20 protein-coding genes, 7 pseudogenes and 1 other annotated feature are annotated in these 23711 nt (G+C 59.7%); of the genes and pseudogenes, 13 read left to right on the top strand and 14 right to left on the bottom strand.

The genetic code is table 11. The features are described from left to right. Positions 1-4 precede the first annotated feature (4 nt). The 3 genes and pseudogenes from RIU96_RS02695 to RIU96_RS02705 form a co-directional block, all read right to left on the bottom strand. Positions 5-1423 carry an IS30 family transposase gene (locus RIU96_RS02695; RefSeq protein ID WP_136653470.1) on the bottom strand — a complete coding sequence of 473 codons (1419 nt, stop codon included), beginning with the start codon at positions 1421-1423 and terminating at the stop codon, positions 5-7. An 85-nt stretch (positions 1424-1508) separates the two neighbouring features. Then, positions 1509-2126 (bottom strand): annotated as a pseudogene (locus tag RIU96_RS02700) (DDE-type integrase/transposase/recombinase); the annotation flags it as partial. Continuing rightward, positions 2040-2171, bottom strand: a sequence feature (AL1L pseudoknot). Its footprint overlaps the pseudogene before it by 87 nt. Next, positions 2129-2461: a transposase gene (locus RIU96_RS02705; protein WP_006841315.1), complete on the bottom strand. Its 333-nt coding sequence runs from the start codon at positions 2459-2461 to the stop codon at positions 2129-2131. (Overlaps the previous feature by 43 nt.) A gap of 214 nt (positions 2462-2675) precedes the next feature. Between RIU96_RS02705 and RIU96_RS02710 the strand changes: the two genes are divergently transcribed. The 8 genes and pseudogenes from RIU96_RS02710 to RIU96_RS02745 form a co-directional block, all read left to right on the top strand. Next, positions 2676-2807, top strand: a complete 132-nt coding sequence (locus RIU96_RS02710; RefSeq protein ID WP_258562638.1) for a hypothetical protein — start codon at positions 2676-2678, stop codon at positions 2805-2807. A 262-nt stretch (positions 2808-3069) separates the two neighbouring features. Then, positions 3070-3782 (top strand): annotated as a pseudogene (locus RIU96_RS02715) (IS6 family transposase). Between the two features lie 65 nt (positions 3783-3847). Next, positions 3848-4327 (top strand): LGFP repeat-containing protein, encoded by a 480-nt coding sequence (locus RIU96_RS02720; protein WP_181729841.1) that lies wholly within the window; start codon positions 3848-3850, stop codon positions 4325-4327. Positions 4328-4389: 62 nt separating this feature from the next. Then, positions 4390-5639, top strand: a protein-coding gene (locus RIU96_RS02725; RefSeq protein ID WP_136652982.1) for an IS3 family transposase whose coding sequence is annotated in 2 segments (ribosomal slippage) — positions 4390-4717 and positions 4717-5639 — 1251 coding nt in all. Because the reading frame shifts where the segments join, the coding sequence is not laid out codon by codon here. Continuing rightward, positions 5636-6487: a hypothetical protein gene (locus RIU96_RS02730; RefSeq protein ID WP_181729677.1), complete on the top strand. Its 852-nt coding sequence runs from the start codon at positions 5636-5638 to the stop codon at positions 6485-6487. Before RIU96_RS02725 ends, RIU96_RS02730 begins: the two co-directional genes overlap by 4 nt. Positions 6488-6919: 432 nt before the next feature. Then, positions 6920-7869: pseudogene (locus RIU96_RS02735) on the top strand (IS3 family transposase); the annotation flags it as partial. 66 nt (positions 7870-7935) lie between these two features. Further along, positions 7936-9185, top strand: a protein-coding gene (locus tag RIU96_RS02740; protein WP_136652982.1) for an IS3 family transposase whose coding sequence is annotated in 2 segments (ribosomal slippage) — positions 7936-8263 and positions 8263-9185 — 1251 coding nt in all. Because the reading frame shifts where the segments join, the coding sequence is not laid out codon by codon here. A 40-nt stretch (positions 9186-9225) separates the two neighbouring features. Continuing rightward, positions 9226-9528 (top strand): annotated as a pseudogene (locus RIU96_RS02745) (integrase core domain-containing protein); the annotation flags it as partial. Here the strand turns inward: RIU96_RS02745 and RIU96_RS02750 are convergent. Further along, positions 9468-10010, bottom strand: coding sequence for a recombinase family protein (locus RIU96_RS02750; RefSeq protein WP_309485199.1), 543 nt, complete (start codon positions 10008-10010; stop codon positions 9468-9470). The pseudogene RIU96_RS02745 and the gene RIU96_RS02750 overlap by 61 nt on opposite strands. Before the next feature lie 87 nt (positions 10011-10097). Then, the gene (locus RIU96_RS02755) at positions 10098-11336 is read right to left on the bottom strand and encodes an IS256 family transposase (protein WP_181729863.1); all 1239 of its coding nucleotides are present in this window, start codon (positions 11334-11336) and stop codon (positions 10098-10100) included. A 391-nt stretch (positions 11337-11727) separates the two neighbouring features. Here RIU96_RS02755 and RIU96_RS02760 point away from each other — a divergent pair, with 391 nt between their 5' ends. Further along, positions 11728-12957, top strand: coding sequence for an IS110 family RNA-guided transposase (locus RIU96_RS02760; protein ID WP_311205098.1), 1230 nt, complete (start codon positions 11728-11730; stop codon positions 12955-12957). Here RIU96_RS02760 and RIU96_RS02765 read toward each other — a convergent pair. Continuing rightward, entirely contained in the window at positions 12919-13023 is a 105-nt protein-coding gene (locus RIU96_RS02765; protein WP_258562585.1) for a hypothetical protein, read from the bottom strand. The two genes, RIU96_RS02760 and RIU96_RS02765, sit on opposite strands and share 39 nt — an antisense overlap. 115 nt (positions 13024-13138) lie before the next feature. Next, a protein-coding gene (locus RIU96_RS02770) for an IS3 family transposase (protein ID WP_136652982.1) occupies positions 13139-14388 on the bottom strand; the annotation gives its coding sequence in 2 pieces (ribosomal slippage) (positions 13139-14061 and positions 14061-14388; 1251 coding nt in all). A gap of 243 nt (positions 14389-14631) precedes the next feature. Between RIU96_RS02770 and RIU96_RS02775 the strand changes: the two genes are divergently transcribed. Then, positions 14632-15993, top strand: coding sequence for a Fic family protein (locus RIU96_RS02775; RefSeq protein ID WP_181730037.1), 1362 nt, complete (start codon positions 14632-14634; stop codon positions 15991-15993). Between the two features lie 170 nt (positions 15994-16163). Here RIU96_RS02775 and RIU96_RS02780 read toward each other — a convergent pair. From RIU96_RS02780 to RIU96_RS02790, 3 genes and pseudogenes are all read right to left on the bottom strand, one after another. Next, positions 16164-16536: pseudogene (locus tag RIU96_RS02780) on the bottom strand (DDE-type integrase/transposase/recombinase); the annotation flags it as partial. An 80-nt stretch (positions 16537-16616) separates the two neighbouring features. Beyond that, positions 16617-17369 carry an ATP-binding protein gene (locus RIU96_RS02785; protein WP_201740600.1) on the bottom strand — a complete coding sequence of 251 codons (753 nt, stop codon included), beginning with the start codon at positions 17367-17369 and terminating at the stop codon, positions 16617-16619. Then, positions 17369-17719 (bottom strand): hypothetical protein, encoded by a 351-nt coding sequence (locus tag RIU96_RS02790; RefSeq protein WP_311205099.1) that lies wholly within the window; start codon positions 17717-17719, stop codon positions 17369-17371. The genes RIU96_RS02785 and RIU96_RS02790 overlap by 1 nt, the downstream gene beginning before the upstream one ends. A 30-nt stretch (positions 17720-17749) precedes the next feature. Between RIU96_RS02790 and RIU96_RS02795 the strand changes: the two genes are divergently transcribed. Beyond that, positions 17750-18999 (top strand): IS3 family transposase gene (locus RIU96_RS02795; protein ID WP_136652982.1). Its coding sequence is split into 2 segments (ribosomal slippage): positions 17750-18077 and positions 18077-18999, totalling 1251 coding nucleotides; the frame shifts between segments, so codons are not numbered across the junction. On the opposite strand, the gene istA is transcribed toward RIU96_RS02795, so the two are convergent. Further along, positions 18986-20377, bottom strand: coding sequence for an IS21 family transposase (gene istA / locus RIU96_RS02800; protein WP_311205100.1), 1392 nt, complete (start codon positions 20375-20377; stop codon positions 18986-18988). The two genes, RIU96_RS02795 and istA, sit on opposite strands and share 14 nt — an antisense overlap. 145 nt (positions 20378-20522) lie before the next feature. Then, positions 20523-20885: pseudogene (locus RIU96_RS02805) on the bottom strand (IS6 family transposase); the annotation flags it as partial. Between the two features lie 45 nt (positions 20886-20930). On the opposite strand from RIU96_RS02805, the pseudogene RIU96_RS02810 reads away from it, so the two are divergent. Next, a pseudogene (locus tag RIU96_RS02810) lies at positions 20931-21707 on the top strand (ISL3 family transposase); the annotation flags it as partial. Positions 21708-21847: 140 nt separating this feature from the next. Here the strand turns inward: RIU96_RS02810 and RIU96_RS02815 are convergent. After that, the gene (locus tag RIU96_RS02815) at positions 21848-22159 is read right to left on the bottom strand and encodes a putative quinol monooxygenase (RefSeq protein ID WP_181729444.1); all 312 of its coding nucleotides are present in this window, start codon (positions 22157-22159) and stop codon (positions 21848-21850) included. A 43-nt stretch (positions 22160-22202) separates the two neighbouring features. Next, positions 22203-22616, bottom strand: coding sequence for a GlcG/HbpS family heme-binding protein (locus RIU96_RS02820; protein WP_181729445.1), 414 nt, complete (start codon positions 22614-22616; stop codon positions 22203-22205). 579 nt (positions 22617-23195) lie between these two features. Between RIU96_RS02820 and RIU96_RS02825 the strand changes: the two genes are divergently transcribed. Beyond that, positions 23196-23630, top strand: coding sequence for a tautomerase family protein (locus tag RIU96_RS02825; RefSeq protein WP_181729446.1), 435 nt, complete (start codon positions 23196-23198; stop codon positions 23628-23630). The last annotated feature ends 81 nt before the right edge of the window (positions 23631-23711 follow it).

Genomic DNA, 23711 nt, shown 5'->3' on the forward strand with positions numbered 1-23711 from the left:
AGGTTCAACCGGTGGTTGCAACACCGGCCTGTTTCAGGGATTGTAGTGCTTCACCGAAGACTTCGGCGGGGGTCTTCCAGCCGAGGGTCTTGCGGGGTCTGTTGTTGAGGGTGTGGGCCACCGCTTCGAGGTCGTCTGCGCTCCAGCGGGACAGGTCGGTGCCCTTGGGGAAGTACTGACGTAGCAGGCCGTTGGTGTTCTCGTTGGTGGGCCGTTGCCACGGGGAGTGCGGATCAGCGAAGAACACCTTGGTGCCAGTCTCAAGAGTGAACGCGGCATGTCCTGATAGTTCCTTGCCGCGGTCCCAGGTGATCGTCTTGCGTAACTGCTGGGGCAGGGTCGTGATCGCAGCGGCCAGAGCCGCGTTCATCGCGACTGCACCGTAGCCGCCCAGCGCGGGGCCGTTCTTGACCGGAGGGTGCTCGCCCCAGCCGTCGAGGCGGGGCAAGCGGACCAGGATCGTCGCGCGGCTGCGACGCTCGACCAAGGTCCCGATCGCAGAGCGGCCGGTCCCGATGACCAGGTCACCTTCCCAGTGTCCTGGAACAGCGCGATCAGCGGCTTCTGCGGGGCGTTGGCTGATCACGACCTCGGCGCCGACATGACCGCCGGGTTTGTTCCGGGAACGCTCACGGGGCTGTCGCAACGCCCTGCCCGTTCGCAGGCAAGCCACCAGCTCACGCTTCAGCGCGCCGCGGCCTTCGATGAACAACGCCTGGTAGATCGCCTCATGACTGATACGCATTGACTCATCATCAGGGAAATCCAGCTTCAAGCGGTGACTGATCTGCTCCGGGCTCCAACTGGTGGCCCACCGTCGATCTTGCCGACGAGGCTTGTTCAACCCCTTCCACGTCGGCGTGACCGGCCCTTCCACCGGCGTCCCGTCCGGGCCAGTGACCTTCCCAGAGAGTCTGTCCTGGACATAGTCGCGAAGCCGCAGGTTGGCCACCAGCTTCGCGGTCTTGGGTCGTTTCGCGGCCTCTTGGGCTTTCCATTGGGCCACCGTGGCGCGATACTCCAGCTTCCCGCTGCGGGTAGCAGCGTTGCGGCGCAACTCCCGACTGATCGTGCCCGGATCCCGCCCAAGGGTACGCGCGATCGACCGGACACCGCGTCCCTGAGCACGCAAGATCGCGATCTCCTCTCGCTCCTCGAAACTGAGATAACGACCAGTTGGCTCCGTCAACGTCAGCGGTGGCATACCGCCAGCGTGACGGAACCACCGTGATCCGACCGGCACCGACACCCCCACCGCCAGCGCTGCCTCCGCTGTCGTGACCCCGGCCGCGATCAGGCGCCAGAATTGTCGCTGCACCGCCCTCGATGGCTGCGGTCTGCCCGGAGAGCGCATTGCTGGCCGCAACGCCCGGTCCGCGCGCCACTGCCGCCGCATCCCCTCCGGGACCTCGCTGGTCTTCATGCTCCAGTCCTTGGTCGCCATCCTTGAACACCTTTCTCACCTCAAGGTGTTGCGACGACCAGTTGAATCCGCCCTGGGCTCCCGCGTCCGAGTGGTGGACGATGCCGGTGGCGGTGAAGTCCATCCTCGTGCGCCGACGGGAAAACAGGGCGTGCTCCAGGGCCATGAGCACCATCCGGGTGTCCATGACCGTGGTGACCACCCAGCCGAGGATCATTCGCGAATAGGCGTCGACAATGAAGGCGACGTAGCAGAAGCCCTCCCGGGTCCAGACGTAGGTGAAGTCCGCGATCCACCACTGATCCGGGTGCGACGGATACGCCCACCGCCGGTTGATCAGGTCCGGGTGCCGGCGGTGGGCCGGGGTGGCCACGGTGGTCTTCTTGCGGTGCATCCCTCGTGACACGCCTTTGATTCCGGTGATCTTCATCAGTCGTTCGACCTGGTCACGGCCAACAGTCATGCCGTCACGGATGGCGGACTTCCAGAGTTTGCGCCGGCCGTAGACCTTGCGGTTGGCCTCCCACAACCGGTAGATGCGGTGGGCGGCATAGGCCTCGTCGAGTTCAGCGTCCGAGGGGCCGAAGCCGCGGGCCTGATGGTCGTAAAAGGTGCTTGGGGCAATCGCGATGCCATGGGCAGTCAAGGTTTTGCAGATTGACTCGACCCCGAAGCGGTGGCGGTAGGTGCGGATGAACTCCACGATTACCGAAGTTTGCGGTCGAGCTCCGCCTGGGCGAAAAAAGCCGACGCCGTTTTCAAAATCTCATTGGCGCGTCGCAGCTTGGCCACTTCCTTGGCCTGCTCGTCGTAGGCGGCCTGGAGTTGCTGGTAGGACAGGGAACCGGGCTCAGGAGCTTCGGCCTGCTTTTCCTGTTTGCGGATCCAGTTGCGCAGGGTGGATTCCTTCACACCGAGAAGTTCACCGATCTCCCGGCGGGCGCCCGCCTTGGAGATGTCGCCTTCCTCGAGGCGCTCGAAGTACATGCGCACCGCGCGCTCCTGCGTGGCTGCGTCGTACTGACTGGGTCGTGCCATGCTGATCTTCCTCCTAGGGTAAAACCTAGTCTCCGACCAACCCAGGCCGCCTCAGACCGAAGCCACCAGGGCTTTAACAGCTTCCAAAACTCAAACACTAAAACAAGACCGAGGGCGAACGGTAACCACCGCACGGCTCACGCTCTGTGGTTTCGTTTTGCTAACGATTTCCTTGCTCTTTATGACGATTTATCTCTTGACGGGAGGATAAGCGATGGTGAGATCGAAGAAGGAGGCCGAGAAGGACAATAAGGACGAGCGGGATAATCAGCGCCCCACGCTGCCGCCGGCGATCACGTTGGAACGCGAAGAGGTGCACAAATTCAATCAGGCCCCGAACGGGTGACGCTCCCACTTCAGCTGACATGAGAAAGCGCGATTGATTCACTCATTGCAGCAACAACAGGCTGTTTCCTGGGAACTGCGATCCTGGCCCAATCCCTCAGAACTTTTCATCTCTCATAATGGCAGGCGCATGACCAACTTGGGGGTTATGAATTACGTAACCTGCAACCCCACTCCTTCGAACAGAGCTTAGGGGTACGTCAGTGAACGGTGCTGTTGCAAAGTTGGGGCAGTAGGAAGATCGACGTGAAATAATCACGGCCATGGGCATCTTCTCCGGTCGGCATTTCCCCCGTGAAATCATCCTGGGGGCAGTGCGGTGGTACTGCCGCTACGGGGTGAGCTACCGCGACCTCGAAGAGATGATGACCGAGCGGGGTGTGCCAGTCGATCACACCACGATTCTCACCGCTGGGTCCAGAAATATGCTCCTGAGCTGGACAAGCAGACCCGGTGGTACCGACAAGTCCCGGATTGGCAGGCCCGGTCCTGGCGGGTGGACGAGACCTATATCCGGGTCGGGGGAAAGTGGTGCTACCTCTATCGAGCCATCACCGCGGGCGGGCATACCCTGGATTTTTACCTGTCCCCAAAGCGTAACGTCGCCGCAGCGAAGCGTTTCCTGGCCAAGACCCTGAGGTCGAACACGATAACCGGGTTCCCGCGGGTGATCAACACCGATAAAGCACCCTCCCTGGCCAGGGCAATCGCCGAGTTGAAGTCAGAGGGAATCTGCCCGCAGACCGTGGAACACCGGCAGGTGAAATACCTCAATAACGTCATTGAAGGAGATCATGGGCGGCTGAAACGGATCCTCGGACCGAAGGGGGCGTTCAAAAACCGGACCTCGGCGTACCGGACGTTGAAAGGGATGGAAGCGATGCACTCATTACGGAAAGGCCAGGGCGCGATGTTTGCCTACGGGCAACCGAACCCGGATGCGGTGATCGTCAGCCGGGTGTTCGAGGCTGCCTGAGAACGCCGACCCGCAGCGAGCATCAGAGGATGAAGACTGGGTCGTCACGGCTCTCCGCCTGAAGTTTGCAACAGCACCGCGACAAGTGGGGCGATCTTGGGTGGGAAAACGCCGACCTGGGCTACCCCACAACCGATGAGCTGAAAACCCCTGACGGTGTGGGCCGGTTCAACCACTTCCAGGGCGGATCAATTTACTGGTCACCGAACACCGACGCGCACCAGATCTGGGGTGGGATCCGCGACACGTGGGCAGCGCAAGGATGGGAGACCGGGCCGTTGGGCTACCCCGTCACCGATGAGTTGACCACCCCGGACGGAAAAGGCAAGTACAACCACTTCCAAGGTGGATCAATTTACTGGAGCCCGTCCACAGGCGCACATAAAGTACAAGGTGAAATTCGGAATTATTGGGCAAGAAATGGATGGGAAAAAAGCAGGTTCGGTTTTCCCGTGTCCGAAGAACGACTTTTGAACGACGGTGCGATACAACAAGAATTTCAAGGACATGCTCTTCAATGGGTGCCGTTTAAATCTGGGACCTGACCCCTTGGCGGTGGACACGCTGAAACCAGCATCTCGCTGGGAAAGTGAGGTACCTTTCCACCATGCCACGCAAGACCTACACCGAGCAGTTCAAGCGTGACGCAGTGTCGTTGTACGAGTCGACCCCCGGAGCCACGATCAACGCGATCGCCTCCGATCTCGGGGTCAACCGCAACTCCCTGCGCACCTGGCTCGACGCCTTCGGCACCGGCACCAAAACTAACGCCAACGGTGAAAAAGTCGCCAGCCCGATCGCCGCAGCCAACAGCGAACGCTCCCCGGTTGAAGGACTCTCCGATGCCGAGCGGATCCGCGTGTTGGAACGCGAGAACGTCAAGCTCCGGGAGGAACGAGAGATCCTGCGCAAGGCGGCCAAATATTTCGCGGAAGAGACGAACTGGTGAACCGCTTTCAGTTCGTTGATGACCACCGAGACTTCTACGAGGTCAAGCGGTTATGTGAGGTCCTGAAGGTCAACCGGTCCTCGTATTACAAATGGAAATCTGCTGCTCCTGCCCGCCGGCGACGCCTCGTCGCTGACGCGGCGCTGGGAGCGAGGATCAAGGCCGTGTTCAAGGCCGAGAACGGCTGTTACGGGGCGAAACGTGTAACTGCGACCATCAACGCCGATCCCGCCAACGACCGGGGCAAGGGCGGCCGTCTCAATCACAAGCGCACCGCCCGGCTGATGCGGCAGATGGGCCTTTTCGGCTACACCAGGAAACGCCGGGTGAAGACCACCGTGTCCGCGAAACGTGCGCCTAAATTCCCTGACCTTCTGAAACGCCGGTTCACCGCGGAGAAACCGAACAAGGTCTACGTCGGCGATATCACGTACCTGCCGATCGCGGACGGGTCGAATATGTACCTGGCCACGGTCATCGACTGCTATTCGCGGCAGTTGACCGGTTTCGCGATCGCCGACCACATGCGCACCGAGTTGGTCGAAGAAGCCCTCACGATGGCTCACGGGGTCCGAGGTAGCCTTGACGGGGCGATTTTTCACTCGGATCACGGCAGTGTCTATACCTCTGAGCAGTACCGGAGGTTATGTGAGCGGTTCGGTGTCACCCAGTCGATGGGTACGATCGGGACGAGCGCGGACAACTCGTTGGCGGAGTCGTTCAACGCCTCGTTGAAGCGGGAAGTCCTGAAGGACGAGCCTGTTTTCGCCAGTCAGCTGGTGTGTCGCCGGGACGTGTTCCAGTGGTGCATCCGGTACAACACCCAACGGTTGCACTCGTGGTGTGGCTACCGCTCGCCGAACGCCTTTGAAGCCGCCGAATCAGCTACACTTACTATCGCATCTTGATTAAATCCCCGTGTCCACTTTCCAGGGGTCGGGCCCCTGCATCCCTGCCAACGTACGCCTCTGGATACGGAAGTTACAATCAGTTTTACGATATCTTCAATGTTAGCGAGCAGTGGACTCCGCAGGCATTAAACCGTGAGCTGACCACGCACTTCAATCAGTACTTCACGTTCACAGGCTGCCCCGACGCTCTGCAGGTAGGGGCCATTTGCAATCTTGAAACTGCAGTGGGAGTGGACGCCCCGGTACGGGTAGAGGCGATTTCTCCAGATGGATTCACTTTCAAGTCCTTGGAGGGGCATCCTGAAGGTGCAAATCGGTTCATCAACTTTAGATTTGTACCCATCACCGTTACGGGAATTACTACTATCAGATTAAATGTGCAAGCATGGGGGCCGGTTTCAGATGGATCGCTCTTAGGACCGCTAAATTCCGCGACCGTCGCCCGGTACTCATGGTCAACGCTTTCGAACAACCTGCGGAGACGCACGTCGGATGCATCTGCAACATATATCACCGCAGACAAGAACACGCCGTCCATCAGAACGTTTAATGCGCCTAAATTGAACACTTCGCCAACCCTTCCGGATGCTGAGGTGATTAACGCGAACGACTACCAGTTGAGCGAAGGTATAGATATCGTACCGCTATTCCCATCAGGAACATCCCCGGAGGAAATTGAAGCAGCATTAAAGGGTGGTGATATCCCGGTGGCCTCGGAGAAGGAACCCTCTGCACCACACGACACCAGTACCGATATTCAACCGGAACCCATGACGCCAACAGCCGAGGCCGAGAAGTCCCAGCACAATCAAACCGAGCAGGAAGGCACAGTGAATCTTAACTAGCAGATTCTAAACATACCTATGATCTACGTATTTTTTGGCATAATAGTCGCACTATTCATTGCCCTATGCATCCTGGTAGTGGGCTACCTGATCCATGTTTCAACCGCACGGAAAGTAATTACGCCAAGCCGGCTCTTACCCATCATGACCCTCCTAGCGCCCGTCTTTTTGATTTATGACGTGCTCAGCGATAGGTCATGCAGCGGTTTTTACAATTACGCCGTCAGTGGATATTTAATTACTGCAGTCGCCGTCAGCCTGTCATGGAGCATGGCTGCCACAGTCTCTAGACATTAATTACTTGAGGCTTAGCGGAAGGAACAATACCCTACCCAGTTCTCCCCTCGAGATATTTGTAAAGGGGACCTGACCCCTTGGCGGTGGACACGCTGAAACCAGCATCTCGCTGGGAAAGTGAGGTACCTTTCCACCATGCCACGCAAGACCTACACCGAGCAGTTCAAGCGTGACGCAGTGTCGTTGTACGAGTCGACCCCCGGAGCCACGATCAACGCGATCGCCTCCGATCTCGGGGTCAACCGCAACTCCCTGCGCACCTGGCTCGACGCCTTCGGCACCGGCACCAAAACTAACGCCAACGGTGAAAAAGTCGCCAGCCCGATCGCCGCAGCCAACAGCGAACGCTCCCCGGTTGAAGGACTCTCCGATGCCGAGCGGATCCGCGTGTTGGAACGCGAGAACGTCAAGCTCCGGGAGGAACGAGAGATCCTGCGCAAGGCGGCCAAATATTTCGCGGAAGAGACGAACTGGTGAACCGCTTTCAGTTCGTTGATGACCACCGAGACTTCTACGAGGTCAAGCGGTTATGTGAGGTCCTGAAGGTCAACCGGTCCTCGTATTACAAATGGAAATCTGCTGCTCCTGCCCGCCGGCGACGCCTCGTCGCTGACGCGGCGCTGGGAGCGAGGATCAAGGCCGTGTTCAAGGCCGAGAACGGCTGTTACGGGGCGAAACGTGTAACTGCGACCATCAACGCCGATCCCGCCAACGACCGGGGCAAGGGCGGCCGTCTCAATCACAAGCGCACCGCCCGGCTGATGCGGCAGATGGGCCTTTTCGGCTACACCAGGAAACGCCGGGTGAAGACCACCGTGTCCGCGAAACGTGCGCCTAAATTCCCTGACCTTCTGAAACGCCGGTTCACCGCGGAGAAACCGAACAAGGTCTACGTCGGCGATATCACGTACCTGCCGATCGCGGACGGGTCGAATATGTACCTGGCCACGGTCATCGACTGCTATTCGCGGCAGTTGACCGGTTTCGCGATCGCCGACCACATGCGCACCGAGTTGGTCGAAGAAGCCCTCACGATGGCTCACGGGGTCCGAGGTAGCCTTGACGGGGCGATTTTTCACTCGGACCTGACCCCTTGGCGGTGGACACGCTGAAACCAGCATCTCGCTGGGAAAGTGAGGTACCTTTCCACCATGCCACGCAAGACCTACACCGAGCAGTTCAAGCGTGACGCAGTGTCGTTGTACGAGTCGACCCCCGGAGCCACGATCAACGCGATCGCCTCCGATCTCGGGGTCAACCGCAACTCCCTGCGCACCTGGCTCGACGCCTTCGGCACCGGCACCAAAACTAACGCCAACGGTGAAAAAGTCGCCAGCCCGATCGCCGCAGCCAACAGCGAACGCTCCCCGGTTGAAGGACTCTCCGATGCCGAGCGGATCCGCGTGTTGGAACGCGAGAACGTCAAGCTCCGGGAGGAACGAGAGATCCTGCGCAAGGCGGCCAAATATTTCGCGGAAGAGACGAACTGGTGAACCGCTTTCAGTTCGTTGATGACCACCGAGACTTCTACGAGGTCAAGCGGTTATGTGAGGTCCTGAAGGTCAACCGGTCCTCGTATTACAAATGGAAATCTGCTGCTCCTGCCCGCCGGCGACGCCTCGTCGCTGACGCGGCGCTGGGAGCGAGGATCAAGGCCGTGTTCAAGGCCGAGAACGGCTGTTACGGGGCGAAACGTGTAACTGCGACCATCAACGCCGATCCCGCCAACGACCGGGGCAAGGGCGGCCGTCTCAATCACAAGCGCACCGCCCGGCTGATGCGGCAGATGGGCCTTTTCGGCTACACCAGGAAACGCCGGGTGAAGACCACCGTGTCCGCGAAACGTGCGCCTAAATTCCCTGACCTTCTGAAACGCCGGTTCACCGCGGAGAAACCGAACAAGGTCTACGTCGGCGATATCACGTACCTGCCGATCGCGGACGGGTCGAATATGTACCTGGCCACGGTCATCGACTGCTATTCGCGGCAGTTGACCGGTTTCGCGATCGCCGACCACATGCGCACCGAGTTGGTCGAAGAAGCCCTCACGATGGCTCACGGGGTCCGAGGTAGCCTTGACGGGGCGATTTTTCACTCGGATCACGGCAGTGTCTATACCTCTGAGCAGTACCGGAGGTTATGTGAGCGGTTCGGTGTCACCCAGTCGATGGGTACGATCGGGACGAGCGCGGACAACTCGTTGGCGGAGTCGTTCAACGCCTCGTTGAAGCGGGAAGTCCTGAAGGACGAGCCTGTTTTCGCCAGTCAGCTGGTGTGTCGCCGGGACGTGTTCCAGTGGTGCATCCGGTACAACACCCAACGGTTGCACTCGTGGTGTGGCTACCGCTCGCCGAACGCCTTTGAAGCCGCCGAATCAGCTACACTTACTATCGCATCTTGATTAAATCCCCGTGTCCACTTTCCAGGGGTCGGGCCCCTGGGATCACGGCAGTGTCTATACCTCTGAGCAGTACCGGAGGTTATGTGAGCGGTTCGGTGTCACCCAGTCGATGGGTACGATCGGGACGAGCGCGGACAACTCGTTGGCGGAGTCGTTCAACGCCTCGTTGAAGCGGGAAGTCCTGAAGGACGAGCCTGTTTTCGCCAGTCAGCTGGTGTGTCGCCGGGACGTGTTCCAGTGGTGCATCCGGTACAACACCCAACGGTTGCACTCGTGGTGTGGCTACCGCTCGCCGAACGCCTTTGAAGCCGCCGAATCAGCTACACTTACTATCGCATCTTGATTAAATCCCCGTGTCCACTTTCCAGGGGTCGGGCCCAGGGTCGTTCGCCCGACGCCCAGTCGACGGGCCACTTCCGCTTTAGGCACGCCATCGGCCACCCACTGCTTAGCCTGCGCTACTTGAACACCGGTTAGCACCTTCGCCCGCCCCTTGTACACGCCGCGGGCTTTCGCCCGAGCGATCCCCTCTGCCTGGCGCTCTTTAATAATGGAGCGCTCAAACTCGGCGACACTGCCCATAAGGCCCAGCATCAGTTTGGCGATCGGGTCGGCCTTCGCTGAATAGGTCTGCCCCTCACGTAGGAACCTCACCGAGACACCGCGCCCCACCAAATCTTCGACAATCGTGTGCAGGTCCACCAGTGAACGGGCGAGACGATCCATGCTCGTAACAATGAGCTGATCCCCCTTACGCAGATACCGCAGTACCTCCTCTAACTGGGGACGATGCAGAGTCGAGCCACTGATCTTCTCTTTGTAGATTTGCGGCGCGCCCGCCGCACGGGGTCAAGTCCCGTGTAGTGGTGTAGCCGTCTAGCTTTCGGCTCGGTATGTAGTTCGGGGTTGTGGTTAGGCGGTTAGCTGGTGATGGTCACCATGGTCGTCTCCTGTGGGGTGCATGAGTTGTTTGGTGTGTTCGAGTGCGGACAGTGACATGTAGCGTTTTTGCTGGATCCAATCGTCGTGTTGCTCGGCAAGAACCGCCCCGACAAGCCGGATGATGGATTCGCGGTTCGGGAAGATGCCCACGACATCGGTGCGCCGGCGGATTTCCCGGTTTAACCGCTCGGTGGGGTTGTTCGACCACACCTTCGTCCACACTGGTTTCGGCGCTGCGGTAAACGCCAACACCTCATCGAGTGATTCCTCTAGATAGGCAGCGACCTGCGGGAATTTCGGTTCCAACAGGTCAACTACCTCACGGGCTTGTCCCCAGGTGGATTGGGCGTCGGGTTGCTGGAAGATGGTCTGGAACATCGCAGAGACCATCGGCCATTGTGTTTTCGGGACTTTCTCGTAGAGGTTCTTCGCGAAATGAGTGCGGCACCGCTGCCACGACGCATCAGGCAGCACTTCGGAGATAGCGTGCTGAATACCTTCATGGGCGTCACTGGTGACTAAGAAGACGCCGCGAAGCCCGCGGGCTTTTAGATCTTGGAAGAAGCCTTTCCACGACGCGTTGGATTCCGCGGTGGCGACATGCATGCCGAGCATTTCGCGGTAGCCGTCGGCGTTGACCCCGGTGGCAAGCAGTACGGAGCATTTGACCACACGCCCGCCTTCACGGACTTTGATCGTCAACGCGTCACACGACAGGTAGGCGTAGCCGCCGGGATCAAGCGGGCGGTTTTTGAAATCTGTGACCATCTCGTCGAGTTCTTCCGACATGCGCGAGACTTGAGATTTCGACATATTGACAATCCCAAGTGTTGCCACCAGGTCATTCATCCTGCGGGTGGAAACCCCTTTGAGGTAGCAGGTCGCGATCACAGTCGATAAGGCGCGTTCGGCCCGTGAGCGGCGCTCTAACAGCCAGTCCGGGAAGAACGCTCCGTGGCGCAGTTTCGGCACCGCCACATCGATCGTGCCCACACGGGTATCAAGGTCGCGGTGACGGTACCCGTTGCGGTGGTTGACCCGCTCGGCAGAAGCGACACCATATTCAGCCCCGCAAACGGTGTCAGCTTGGGCGGAGAGGATCTGGTTGATAAACCCTTGCAGCATCTGCCGCATCAGATCCGGGGAAGCCTGTGCCAGCAGATCGTCCAGATAGGTTGCAGGGTCGATAGAATGCGGAGCAGCGGTCATCGTCATGTGCCTTTCGGTGAGATGTGGTAGTTGAGTCGAAAGGTTACTGACGATGGCCGCCCCTATATCTGCCAGGGCCCACCATCAGCAAGCGTTACACCACGCTAAAGGACACTGATAATGGGAGTGCGGGACAAGAACCATCCGGAATGACCCACTAACGGACTGGCCACAATCTGATTGTGTGCCTTCGTTGCGATCTGTCTTCCGGGCTGGTTCTCGCCCCGCACCGCGATCCGGCGATTCGGTCATGACCTCATAGGAGCGTGACCTCTCACCGTGACCACCCCGGCAGGTGCCATAGTAGTAGTCCCATCAGTGTCCTGTCTGCTCGAACCCTCGGATCAGCGGCTACCTTTCATCACTTCCCTATGCGAAAGCGTTGACAGCCATGACCACAGACATCGACCTCTCCGCAAGCCCCGTCGCCGGGGTCGACACCCACACCGACACCCACACCGTCGCCGCGGTGACCCCAACCGGCCGGCACCTGGCCACCGAAACCTTCCCCACCACCAGGCCCGGTTACACACACCTCGCCGAGTTCCTCAGCAAGCACGGTGTCGGTGCCGTCGGAGTAGAAGGAACCAACTCCTTCGGTGCCGGATTAACCCGGCACCTCATAGACCGTGGCTACACGGTCGTTGAAGTCCTGCGCCCGGCCCGCAGCATTCGACGCCGGGACGGGAAATCAGATCCGGTGGATGCTTTGGCCGCCGCGCGACAGGTCCTGACCGGGGAAGGGCTGAGCACGCCTAAAGATTCCACGGGCCCGGTGGAGTCGTTACGAGCGTTACAGATCACCCGGAAACAGCTGGTGTCCACCACCGCGAAACTCATCACAACGATGAAGTCGTTGCTGGTCACAGCCCCTGATGACATCCGCACCCGCTACGCCACGATGACCAACCACGCTCTGGTCAACGCGTTGGTGTACTGCCGACCGTCGTCGGATGTTACTGATCCGCGAAATGGTGTGCTGACCAGCCTGAAGATTCTGGCCACGACCTACCGCGCATTGCGGGTGCAGTGCGATGAGCTGGAAACCCGGATCGCTGCCCTGGTGTCAGTGATCAATCCCCATGTCATCAACATCGTGGGATGTGGGGCTCTTGTTTCCGCTGATCTGCTGATCAGCATCGGCGATAATCCGGAGCGCATCCACTCCGAAGCAGCGCTGGCGCACTTATGTGGAGTGGCTCCACTGCCGGCAAGCTCTGGGCGAACCAACCGGCACCGGCTCAATCGTGGTGGTGACCGGCGGGCGAACTCAGCGTTGTACCGAATCGCTATGGTGAGGATGAAGTGTGACCAGCGCACCAGGGAGTACGTCGCCCGGCGTACCGAGGAGGGGTTGTCGAAAAGGGAGATTATTCGCTGCCTGAAGCGCGCGATCGTCCGGGAGATCTACCGGGTCATATGCACCAGGCGCAGTACGCCACAGCCCAGGGATCTTCGTCGGGATGAGTTGAAAGAACTGCGTATCGCGAAGCATCTCACCCAGGTGGTTGTAGCGAAGCATTTGGGGTGTGCCCCGGCGAGGATCAGTAACATCGAGACTGGAAAACGTCCATTGACGGAATTAGCATCGGCCTACGAAAAATTTCTGAAAAGCGCTTGACACAATATAGGAGCATCGCAACCCCGCACGGAGTTGATCAAGTTGTCGGTCCAGGTTCTGTTCCATAGAACTCACCCGGGCATAACCGACTTTTTGTCCCACAACAACGTCCTGGTGTTCATCAATCTCTAGAGGTAATGACGGTGGGCCCGACCCCTGGAAAGTGGACACGGGGATTTAATCAAGATGCGATAGTAAGTGTAGCTGATTCGGCGGCTTCAAAGGCGTTCGGCGAGCGGTAGCCACACCACGAGTGCAACCGTTGGGTGTTGTACCGGATGCACCACTGGAACACGTCCCGGCGACACACCAGCTGACTGGCGAAAACAGGCTCGTCCTTCAGGACTTCCCGCTTCAACGAGGCGTTGAACGACTCCGCCAACGAGTTGTCCGCGCTCGTCCCGATCGTACCCATCGACTGGGTGACACCGAACCGCTCACATAACCTCCGGTACTGCTCAGAGGTATAGACACTGCCGTGATCCGAGTGAAAAATCGCCCCGTCAAGGCTACCTCGGACCCCGTGAGCCATCGTGAGGGCTTCTTCGACCAACTCGGTGCGCATGTGGTCGGCGATCGCGAAACCGGTCAACTGCCGCGAATAGCAGTCGATGACCGTGGCCAGGTACATATTCGACCCGTCCGCGATCGGCAGGTACGTGATATCGCCGACGTAGACCTTGTTCGGTTTCTCCGCGGTGAACCGGCGTTTCAGAAGGTCAGGGAATTTAGGCGCACGTTTCGCGGACACGGTGGTCTTCACCCGGCGTTTCCTGGTGTAGCCGAAAAGGCCCATCTGCCGCATCAGCCGGGCGGTGCGCTTGTGATTGAGACGGCCGCCCTTGCCCCGGTCGTTGGCGGGATCGGCGTTGATGGTCGCAGTTACACGTTTCGCCCCGTAACAGCCGTTCTCGGCCTTGAACACGGCCTTGATCCTCGCTCCCAGCGCCGCGTCAGCGACGAGGCGTCGCCGGCGGGCAGGAGCAGCAGATTTCCATTTGTAATACGAGGACCGGTTGACCTTCAGGACCTCACATAACCGCTTGACCTCGTAGAAGTCTCGGTGGTCATCAACGAACTGAAAGCGGTTCACCAGTTCGTCTCTTCCGCGAAATATTTGGCCGCCTTGCGCAGGATCTCTCGTTCCTCCCGGAGCTTGACGTTCTCGCGTTCCAACACGCGGATCCGCTCGGCATCGGAGAGTCCTTCAACCGGGGAGCGTTCGCTGTTGGCTGCGGCGATCGGGCTGGCGACTTTTTCACCGTTGGCGTTAGTTTTGGTGCCGGTGCCGAAGGCGTCGAGCCAGGTGCGCAGGGAGTTGCGGTTGACCCCGAGATCGGAGGCGATCGCGTTGATCGTGGCTCCGGGGGTCGACTCGTACAACGACACTGCGTCACGCTTGAACTGCTCGGTGTAGGTCTTGCGTGGCATGGTGGAAAGGTACCTCACTTTCCCAGCGAGATGCTGGTTTCAGCGTGTCCACCGCCAAGGGGTCAGGTCCGGTTCTGTTCCACTAGCCATAAAGCAACCCTACCGAACAGCTAAAACTTGTAATTCAGATCTGTCCATTTAGGGTGTACCCTAAAAATCCATGTAGGGCTCATGTCTTGGATGTTATGGATCGCCATAGCCCGTGGTCGAGGTCTCGATTCTTCCTGCGTTAAGCTGACTTGCATGATGGAATCAAGCTTTCCGCTTCCCGAATACCGACCCTTTCCCAGTTTTGATGAGTGGGAACAGGTTGAGGTCTCACTGCAAGATGTTATTCAATCAGCGGAGAGATTGGCCCAAGTAAAAAAAGGCACCTCTAGTTCGTCCTTGGAGGCTGCATTAGAGAGAACTAGGCGTGCGGCAGCGGTTGATACCAATGCGATTGAAGGGATCTTCCAAACTGATCGAGGTTTCACTCGAACTGTGGCGTTTCAGCTCGAAGCCTGGGAAAGGCAAATGGAGGAGAAAGGCCAGCACGTCCGGCCAGCCTTTGAGGATACCCTCGAAGGGTTTGAGTATGTCCTTGACGCGGTTACAGGACAAGTTCCTATAACCCAGAAGTGGATCCGAGAACTGCATGCAGTCATACTGCGTAGTCAAGACAGCCACGAAGTCCACACCGCTGTTGGGGTTCAGAAGCAAGCTCTACGCAAGGGGGAGTATAAAACTCAGCCGAATAGCCCCACGCGTCCTGACGGGACTATTCACGCTTACGCCCCAGTCGAAGATACTCCGGCTGAGATGGCAAGATTTATATCTGAACTTGAGTCGGAGAATTTTCAAAAGGCCGATACGGTTATTCAGGCAGCCTATGCCCATTATGCTTTTGTATGCATTCATCCGTTCGCAGATGGAAACGGGAGGGTGGCTCGTACTTTAGCGAGCACTTTTCTCTACCGAGATCCTGGAGTTCCCCTCCTTATCTATCAGGATCAACGGGGAGACTATATCCAAGCTCTGGAAATGGCTGATGATGGTGATCCACGGCGACTCATCCGTTTTATTGCTGAACGAGTGACTGACACCATCAACTTGGTAATCACAGATCTCACTCGCCCTACTAGTGCGAAATCCGCAGCAGACAAGCTCGCAGAAGCATTGCGACCCACGCGTGTGCTGCCGGAATTGCACGATGCAGCTCTTCGGCTTCAGGAAACTCTTTATACAGAGATTCGATCCCCCCTAGACGAGCAGGCTAAAAAGCTGGATATGGAGTTTGACCTCTTTAGGTCCCTCAATGGCCGCCCCCCGGCTCCGCCAACGGGTTATACGGCCTTTGCGGATAAATATTGCCTATATCTATCTTTCGTGAGTAATTCTCCGAAGAGAATTGTCGAGGTCCTCCCTCTCGTGTTGGCAGCTAGAAGCGCTGAAGAGGCCACTAGTGATCTTGTGGTGGTGACTTCTGCTGACTATCGCTTCGATGCGTTTGGGCGGGAGCTTGAGCCAGTTATTACTGAAAGCTTGCGTAGCAGAGCGAAAGTTTTTGCGGATGGGGTAGTGGATCTCTTCTTGGCACAGCTAGCGGAGGCGTTTAAGCGCTAATCGGGGCGCACATTTTTGGGGATAGTCCTAGTATTCGGTTCCCTTTGCTCCCAGGCTAAAACGGCCCTTCCGGTTTTAGAGTGCGTTGATCGGTGCTGTTGCAAAGTTGGGGGGGAGAGCAGCGAAGACTCAGTTTCTCATTCTCTGATGGCCGCTGCGTGCCGGCGTTCTCAGGCCGTCTCGAAGACCCGGTTGACGATCACCGCGTCCGGGTTCGGTTGCCCGTAGGCAAACATGGTGCCTTGCCCTTTCCGCAATGAGTGCATCGCCTCCATCCCTTTCAACGTCCGATATGCAGATGTCTAAGTTCTTAAACGCGCCTTTCGGCCCGAGGATCCGCTTCAGCCGACCATGGTCGCCTTCCAGGATGTTGTTGAGGTATTTCACCTGACGGTGCTCCACCGTCTGAGGGCAGATGCCTTCTTCCTTGAGCTCGGATATTGCCTTGGCTAGGGAGGGTGCCTTATCTGTATTAATTACCCGCGGGGACCCGGCTGTCGTATTCGATCGCAGGGTCTTGGCCAGGAAATGTTTGGGACGTGCTTCCAGTAGCAGCGTTCTGACGATCCGATAGCACCCGGATGAGCACCGGATAGCGGTGCTTGGTCCGGGTGCCGGCGGGGCTATTGCGCGTCGGCGAGGTGTCGGCGCATGTTCGGCCCGTCGAGTGGGAGGATCTCGGCGCCTGCCACAATCCGGTTGAGGATCGATTCGGCGATCACCGCGTCATGCAGGGATTTGTACCAGTCCTGCGGCTCGAACTGGGAGGTGACCAGGGTCGAGCCACGGCCGTCCCGGGCCGCGAGGATGTTGAGCAGCTCCGCGGCGGTGTGCTGGTTGATGGGCGTGGTCAGGAAGTCATCGATGACCAGCAGGTCGCAGTTGTGCAGGTCGGTGAGGAAGTCCAGCCGTTTCTGCGACGCGGGGTCCATGACCGCGAGCTGGTTGGCCAGATCATCGAGTCTGAAGAACCGGGCGGTGTAGAACTTCCGGCAGGCGGCGTTGAGCAGCGCCAACGCGAGGTAGGTCTTGCCGACACTGGATTTCCCCAGGATGACCAGGTTGTGGGTCTGATCGATCCATTGACAGCTGGACAGCCGTGCAATTAGCTCACGATTGAGGTTGCGGTCGGGAAGGTAGCGGATTTCTTCTACGCAGGCATCAGGGTTTGGCGATCTGGATGCCTTGAGTAGTTTCTGGGTCCGACGTTGCTCCCTGGCCGTGATCTCCTTATCCAGGGCGTGGAAGATCTTCTGCGAGAACGTCCACTCATCGCAGGCGGGGTCGTTGGCCAGGTCGATGACGGTTTTCCCGAAGGCGGTCATCCGCAGCTGGGTGAACAACGTCATGTCGGCGTCGGTGAGGTGTCGATCCATCACGCCTGACCTCCTTCATCGTGGGCAGGATCCGTCTTTCCCAGTAGAGCGTCGAGGCTGAAGTGCTCAGGGCCAGCCAGGTGCGCACCGCGGGTGTCCCGTGAGCCCGGGGCCGGGTCGATGCGTGGGGCCGGCGGCGGCGGAGCATCTGTGGTGGTGGGCCGGGCGTGGACCTGGGCCCGCAAGGCCGCCAGGCGTTGCTTGACCGCGGTGTAGCTGACCGCCCGCGGGGAATCAGCGTCAACCAGTTGCCGGCAGGCCTGTTCCAGCAGTGCCTTGTTGTCGCCCTTGCCCAGGGCGAGGATGTTCAGGACCTGACCCCTTGGCGGTGGACACGCTGAAACCAGCATCTCGCTGGGAAAGTGAGGTACCTTTCCACCATGCCACGCAAGACCTACACCGAGCAGTTCAAGCGTGACGCAGTGTCGTTGTACGAGTCGACCCCCGGAGCCACGATCAACGCGATCGCCTCCGATCTCGGGGTCAACCGCAACTCCCTGCGCACCTGGCTCGACGCCTTCGGCACCGGCACCAAAACTAACGCCAACGGTGAAAAAGTCGCCAGCCCGATCGCCGCAGCCAACAGCGAACGCTCCCCGGTTGAAGGACTCTCCGATGCCGAGCGGATCCGCGTGTTGGAACGCGAGAACGTCAAGCTCCGGGAGGAACGAGAGATCCTGCGCAAGGCGGCCAAATATTTCGCGGAAGAGACGAACTGGTGAACCGCTTTCAGTTCGTTGATGACCACCGAGACTTCTACGAGGTCAAGCGGTTATGTGAGGTCCTGAAGGTCAACCGGTCCTCGTATTACAAATGGAAATCTGCTGCTCCTGCCCGCCGGCGACGCCTCGTCGCTGACGCGGCGCTGGGAGCGAGGATCAAGGCCGTGTTCAAGGCCGAGAACGGCTGTTACGGGGCGAAACGTGTAACTGCGACCATCAACGCCGATCCCGCCAACGACCGGGGCAAGGGCGGCCGTCTCAATCACAAGCGCACCGCCCGGCTGATGCGGCAGATGGGCCTTTTCGGCTACACCAGGAAACGCCGGGTGAAGACCACCGTGTCCGCGAAACGTGCGCCTAAATTCCCTGACCTTCTGAAACGCCGGTTCACCGCGGAGAAACCGAACAAGGTCTACGTCGGCGATATCACGTACCTGCCGATCGCGGACGGGTCGAATATGTACCTGGCCACGGTCATCGACTGCTATTCGCGGCAGTTGACCGGTTTCGCGATCGCCGACCACATGCGCACCGAGTTGGTCGAAGAAGCCCTCACGATGGCTCACGGGGTCCGAGGTAGCCTTGACGGGGCGATTTTTCACTCGGATCACGGCAGTGTCTATACCTCTGAGCAGTACCGGAGGTTATGTGAGCGGTTCGGTGTCACCCAGTCGATGGGTACGATCGGGACGAGCGCGGACAACTCGTTGGCGGAGTCGTTCAACGCCTCGTTGAAGCGGGAAGTCCTGAAGGACGAGCCTGTTTTCGCCAGTCAGCTGGTGTGTCGCCGGGACGTGTTCCAGTGGTGCATCCGGTACAACACCCAACGGTTGCACTCGTGGTGTGGCTACCGCTCGCCGAACGCCTTTGAAGCCGCCGAATCAGCTACACTTACTATCGCATCTTGATTAAATCCCCGTGTCCACTTTCCAGGGGTCGGGCCCTCAGGCAGGTGCGATACCCCTGGGCTTCGATCGGGCGGGCATCGAGCACGCTGGTGATCGCGGCGACGGTGTGGGGACCGACCTTGTGGGCCTGACGCAGGAAATACGCCCTGGACCACAGGTCCGAGGACTGCTGATGCTGATCGGGGACATGATCGGGGTCGGTGACGTAGACATGCTGGCGCGGGGAGACGGTATGGGTGGCGATGATGTCCCCGTCGCACATGACCGTCAGACGGTCGCCGGTGATCTTCACATCAACGTGGCGTCCGGCGAAGGTGTGGGGCACCGAGTACTTCACCGTGGCGATTTCGATGTGGTAATCACGGTTGACCTTGGATTTCCGCCAGGTCACCGGCTGCCAGCGGGACTCCGGCAGCCCAAGCAGTTCCGGCCGCTCATACTCATCGAACAGATCCTTGCGGCTGATCTGCTGTCCGCGGAACGGTGTTCTGGTGTTGATCGCGGTGACCTGGTCGGCCACAGCAGTATTGAGGTCATCCAGGCTGGCGAATCGCTGGCCCGCGAGCCGGCCGATCACCCAGTTGGTCACGACCTTGACCCCGGCTTCGACATTGCCTTTGTCCTGTGGTTTTACGGGACGGGTCGGTACCGCAGCGGTGCGGTGGTGCTCGAGGAAATCCCGGTAGGCGCGGTTGACGTCCCGGGCCCGGTCCCCACGAGCGATCTGGTTGGATGCGGTGGAGGCGTTGTCCGGGATGACGACCTGCGGGATACCGCCGAAGAACTCGAAGGCCTGCTGGTGGGCGTCCAACCAGTTCGGGGACTTCTCATCGAGATAACCGCGGGCGAAGACCATCCCGGAGTACGGCAACGAGGCCACGAATACCGACACCTTGGTCTTGCGCCCGGTGATGGGGTCAAAGACGGCCATCTTCGTGCCCGCCCAGTCGACCTGCATCGTGTGACCGGGAACGTGGGTGATCCGCATGGTCAGGTCGTTGACATCGACGTACTCGCCGATGATCTGGCAGAACCGCTGATAGCTGTAGTGCCGCTGGCCAGGGACGCCGTCCGTGTCGAGGTAGCCGGCCCACAACACGCGCAGCGGGAGCTTCTTCTTGCCCGAGCGTTTGGTGACCATCGCGGCCACGTCGAAGGCGACGAACTCATCCGAGGGCGCCTTGCGCCCGTCGGTGAACAAGGCGTCGAGTTCTTCCGCGGTGAGGTCTTCCACCTGGGAGGTGGAGGTAAAGCCCTGGTCCCGGCAGATTCTCTTCGCTTTGGCGATGGTGGTGTGTGAGCATCCCGCCAGGGCTTCGATCTGTCGGTAGGACAGATTCTGGATCAATAGTGACATCACCAATCGGTAGTCAGTCACGGTGTCTCCTCTTCGAGGTCCACACGCAGCCGAATTACTGCGTGTAGACCTGAGATCACCACAGACCACCAGATGCTGCTATCCGAAGCTCATACCCGCGCTATCCGATCGTCAGAACCGCGCTACTAAAAGCACGTCCCTAACACAGGAAACGCTTGGCCGCCGCGACATTGCGCTTCGGAGAGAGGTAAAAGTCCAGGGTCTGCCCACCGGCGGTGATCGCCAGATCAGAGGTAGCACCATCTGCCGCCGACCCGAATATAGGTCTCATCCACCCGCCAGGACCGGGCCTGCCAGTCGGGTACTTGCCGGTACCACCGAGTGTGCTTGTCCAGCTCAGGGGCGTATTTCTGCACCCAGCGGTGAGAATCGTGGTGTGATCGACTGGCACACCCCGCTCGGTCATCATCTCTTCGAGGTCGCGGTAGCTCACCCCGTAGCGGCAGTACCACCGCACTGCCCCCAGGATGATTTCACGGGGGAAATGCCGACCGGAGAAGATGCCCATGGCCGTGATTATTTCACGTCGATCTTCCTACTGCCCCAACTTTGCAACAGCACCTTCGTCACCGTCTTGGTGGACCTGACCCCGGTCGTGGACGGCACCGGCCCGTCCCGCCTGTTGGACATGGTCGCCGGCCGTTCGGCGAAAGTCCTCACTGACTGGCTCGACGCCCGTGACCAGGTGTTTCGGGACCGCATCAAGGTGGTCACGATGGACGGGTTTGCCGGCTACCACTCCGCGGCCGCCAGCGCGGTGCCCGCTGCCCGGACGGTGATGGACCCCTTCCACGTCGTGCGCCTGGCCGCCGACAAGCTCACCGTGTGCCGCCAACGCATCCAGCAGGCCACCACCGGGAACCGGGGCCGCACGGGCGATCCGCTGTACGGCATCCGCCGGACCTTGAACACCCGAGCCGAGCTGCTCACCGACAAGCAGAAGGTCCGCCTGTTCAAGGCGTTCACCGCCCATGATGCACACGCGGCGGTGGAGGTCACCTACGGCGTCTACCAGCGACTCATCGCCGCCTAGGAGGCCGCCGGCAAGCGGGAGGGCAAGATCGCGATGTACAAGCTCCTGCGCTCCATCCGGGCCGGTGTACCGAAAGAACTCCCCGAGCTGGCCCAACTTGGCCGGTCACTGTGGAAGCGGCACCGCGAGATCCTCGCCTACTTCGACGTGAATGCCTCCAACGGACCCGTCGAAGCCATCAACGGCCGCCTCGAGCACCTCCGCGGAATCGCCCTGGGCTCCCGCAACCTCAAGCACTACATCCTGCGGTCACTGATCCACTCCGGACAGCTCCAGAACCGGATCAACGCACTCTGATTCCGGAAGAGCCCCATAACTGTGTGGTGACCCGCGAGAGAGTGGGCCACCACACAGTTATGGGAAACACGCCCTAGCTTGGCGTCTGCGCACGCATGGCGAGCGCCAAGTCCTGTGGCCGCCGCGGGCGGCCGCTTGCTCTATGCGGGCTGCTTCTCCGCAACGACATCGAGCTGCTCGATCACGGGCTCCTCGAAGAGCTCACCCGTTTTCTCACCGAGCGCTTTCGCGACCTCACCCGACAGGTGCGCCTGGCGCCCGTCGTCGTCGGCAAATGCGTCAAAGATCCCGAACGACGAGGGTCCGAACTGTATCGCGAACCACCGGACGGTCTTGGGCTCACCCTCTACGATTGACAGCCCCTGGTTCAAGAAGTCGCGGACTTCTTCCTCCCTGCCGGGCAGTGCTTCGAGGCGCACCAGAAGCGCTTTACTGACCTTTGTTGTTGCCATCTTGGATCTATCCTTTGCTCGGTTTTGCGTTCTCTGGAATGGATTAAAACGCCGCTACAGCTGCCTCGGCGACCGTCTGATCCTGCTCGCCGCTACCCCCGCTCACTCCTACCGCCCCGACGACCAGGCCGTCGCGGCGCAGCGGGATGCCGCCAGCGAAGACCATGACCCTGCCAGGGTTCGAGTTCTGGATGCCGTAGAACTGCTCGCCGGGCTGAGCATTTTCGGCCAGGTCCTTGGTGGCGATGTCGAAGGCGCGCGCCGTAAAGGCCTTGTTGATCGAGATGTCGACGCTGCCCACCCACGCGTTGTCCATGCGAATGTGGGAAACCAAGTTAGCACCCGCGTCGACCACCGCAATGTTGCTCGGCGACCCGATCTCTTCCGCCTTAGCCTGAGCGGCGGCGATCACGCGCTGAGCGTCCTCGAGCGATACGGATTCGAGCCTGATGGTCATGAGTGCCTCCTGGTTGTGTGCCAAATGTCAATCGGGTCGACCGATGGGCTAGGGCTGTCACGCCTGAGTTCGACGTCATGCCGGCGCCTTGGCCGAGCGTACCATATCGGCTCTGGCTCGCTTGCGGAGAACGTCGACGAGTTGCTGCCTGCTCTTCAGGGGTCGCTCCCAAGCCGCTCCCGGGGGGTCGAACACATCGGGTACGTCAACAACGCCCGCCCCCGCATCACCCTGCACGCGGTGTCGACCGATGAGCGCAACAGGCAACCCGACGGCTAGGTCCGAACCCCGCACTGCGACGCGGCTTCAGCATCCCTCGCCGGGTCGCACCGCGAACGGATCCCGCTGCGGCACCTCCGCCCAACTTTGCAACAGCACCAAGAGAAGTATGACCCCTAGTATCCAGAGCATCCCCTAGTAAGGACATCCAAAAGGAGCTACCCGAATCTCCATCAAAATAGACCAGAGCTTCTTTTTGGGTGCTGCGCCGCAGTTCAAGTGGGGTTAAAATACGCCTGAAGCGGCACCTGATACTAGATGCGGGTGCCGCTTTTGTGCTGGGTAGGTAGATTGAGGTTCATGCCGACCTACACCGTCTTATCCACCGCCGGGACAATCGGACCGGGGCAGCGCCCGAAACTCGCTGAGCTGATCACCGACCTCCACCACGAAGTCACGTACGCCCCGCGCTATCTGGTTCAGGTGATCTTCAACGATCTTGCACCCGGTGAGTTATTCCTCGCCGGCCGGGAAGTTTCTCAGGACCACGTCTGGATCCGGGCGGATATCCGTTCCGGGCGCACCGAACAGCAGAAAACCGGGCTATTAAAACAGCTCACCGCCAGGGGCGCCGAGACACTGGGAATACCGGCGGCCCACCTCTGGGTCTACGTCAATGAGATCCCCGGTGCGAACATGACCGAATACGGCCAGCTCTTGCCCGAGCCCGGCGGGGAAGCTGAGTGGTTTAGCTCCCTGCCGCCACAGGTTCGCGATGTGCTGACAGGTCTGTGACCAGCGGGCCGCTAAATCTATTTGCTGCCTGTATTTGCCCACCGGACCAGGTCACCCTGGCCGAAGCGGTGCTGTTGCAAA

The organism is Corynebacterium sp. Z-1 (assembly GCF_031844665.1).
In the GTDB taxonomy this organism is placed as follows: domain Bacteria; phylum Actinomycetota; class Actinomycetes; order Mycobacteriales; family Mycobacteriaceae; genus Corynebacterium; species Corynebacterium sanguinis.

What these genes read in the sequence shown, in the direction of transcription:
- RIU96_RS02775 (WP_181730037.1), top strand. Translation starts at nt 14,632, where the DNA reads ATGATGGAATCAAGCTTTCCGCTTCCCGAATACCGACCCTTTCCCAGT.
- RIU96_RS02755 (WP_181729863.1), bottom strand. Translation starts at nt 11,336, where the DNA reads ATGACCGCTGCTCCGCATTCTATCGACCCTGCAACCTATCTGGACGAT.
- RIU96_RS02710 (WP_258562638.1), top strand. Translation starts at nt 2,676, where the DNA reads ATGGTGAGATCGAAGAAGGAGGCCGAGAAGGACAATAAGGACGAGCGG.
- RIU96_RS02765 (WP_258562585.1), bottom strand. Translation starts at nt 13,023, where the DNA reads ATGGAACAGAACCTGGACCGACAACTTGATCAACTCCGTGCGGGGTTG.
- RIU96_RS02760 (WP_311205098.1), top strand. Translation starts at nt 11,728, where the DNA reads ATGACCACAGACATCGACCTCTCCGCAAGCCCCGTCGCCGGGGTCGAC.
- RIU96_RS02695 (WP_136653470.1), bottom strand. Translation starts at nt 1,423, where the DNA reads ATGAAGACCAGCGAGGTCCCGGAGGGGATGCGGCGGCAGTGGCGCGCG.
- RIU96_RS02705 (WP_006841315.1), bottom strand. Translation starts at nt 2,461, where the DNA reads ATGGCACGACCCAGTCAGTACGACGCAGCCACGCAGGAGCGCGCGGTG.
- RIU96_RS02815 (WP_181729444.1), bottom strand. Translation starts at nt 22,159, where the DNA reads ATGGCAACAACAAAGGTCAGTAAAGCGCTTCTGGTGCGCCTCGAAGCA.
- RIU96_RS02785 (WP_201740600.1), bottom strand. Translation starts at nt 17,369, where the DNA reads ATGGATCGACACCTCACCGACGCCGACATGACGTTGTTCACCCAGCTG.
- RIU96_RS02825 (WP_181729446.1), top strand. Translation starts at nt 23,196, where the DNA reads ATGCCGACCTACACCGTCTTATCCACCGCCGGGACAATCGGACCGGGG.
- RIU96_RS02790 (WP_311205099.1), bottom strand. Translation starts at nt 17,719, where the DNA reads ATGCTGGTTTCAGCGTGTCCACCGCCAAGGGGTCAGGTCCTGAACATC.
- RIU96_RS02820 (WP_181729445.1), bottom strand. Translation starts at nt 22,616, where the DNA reads ATGACCATCAGGCTCGAATCCGTATCGCTCGAGGACGCTCAGCGCGTG.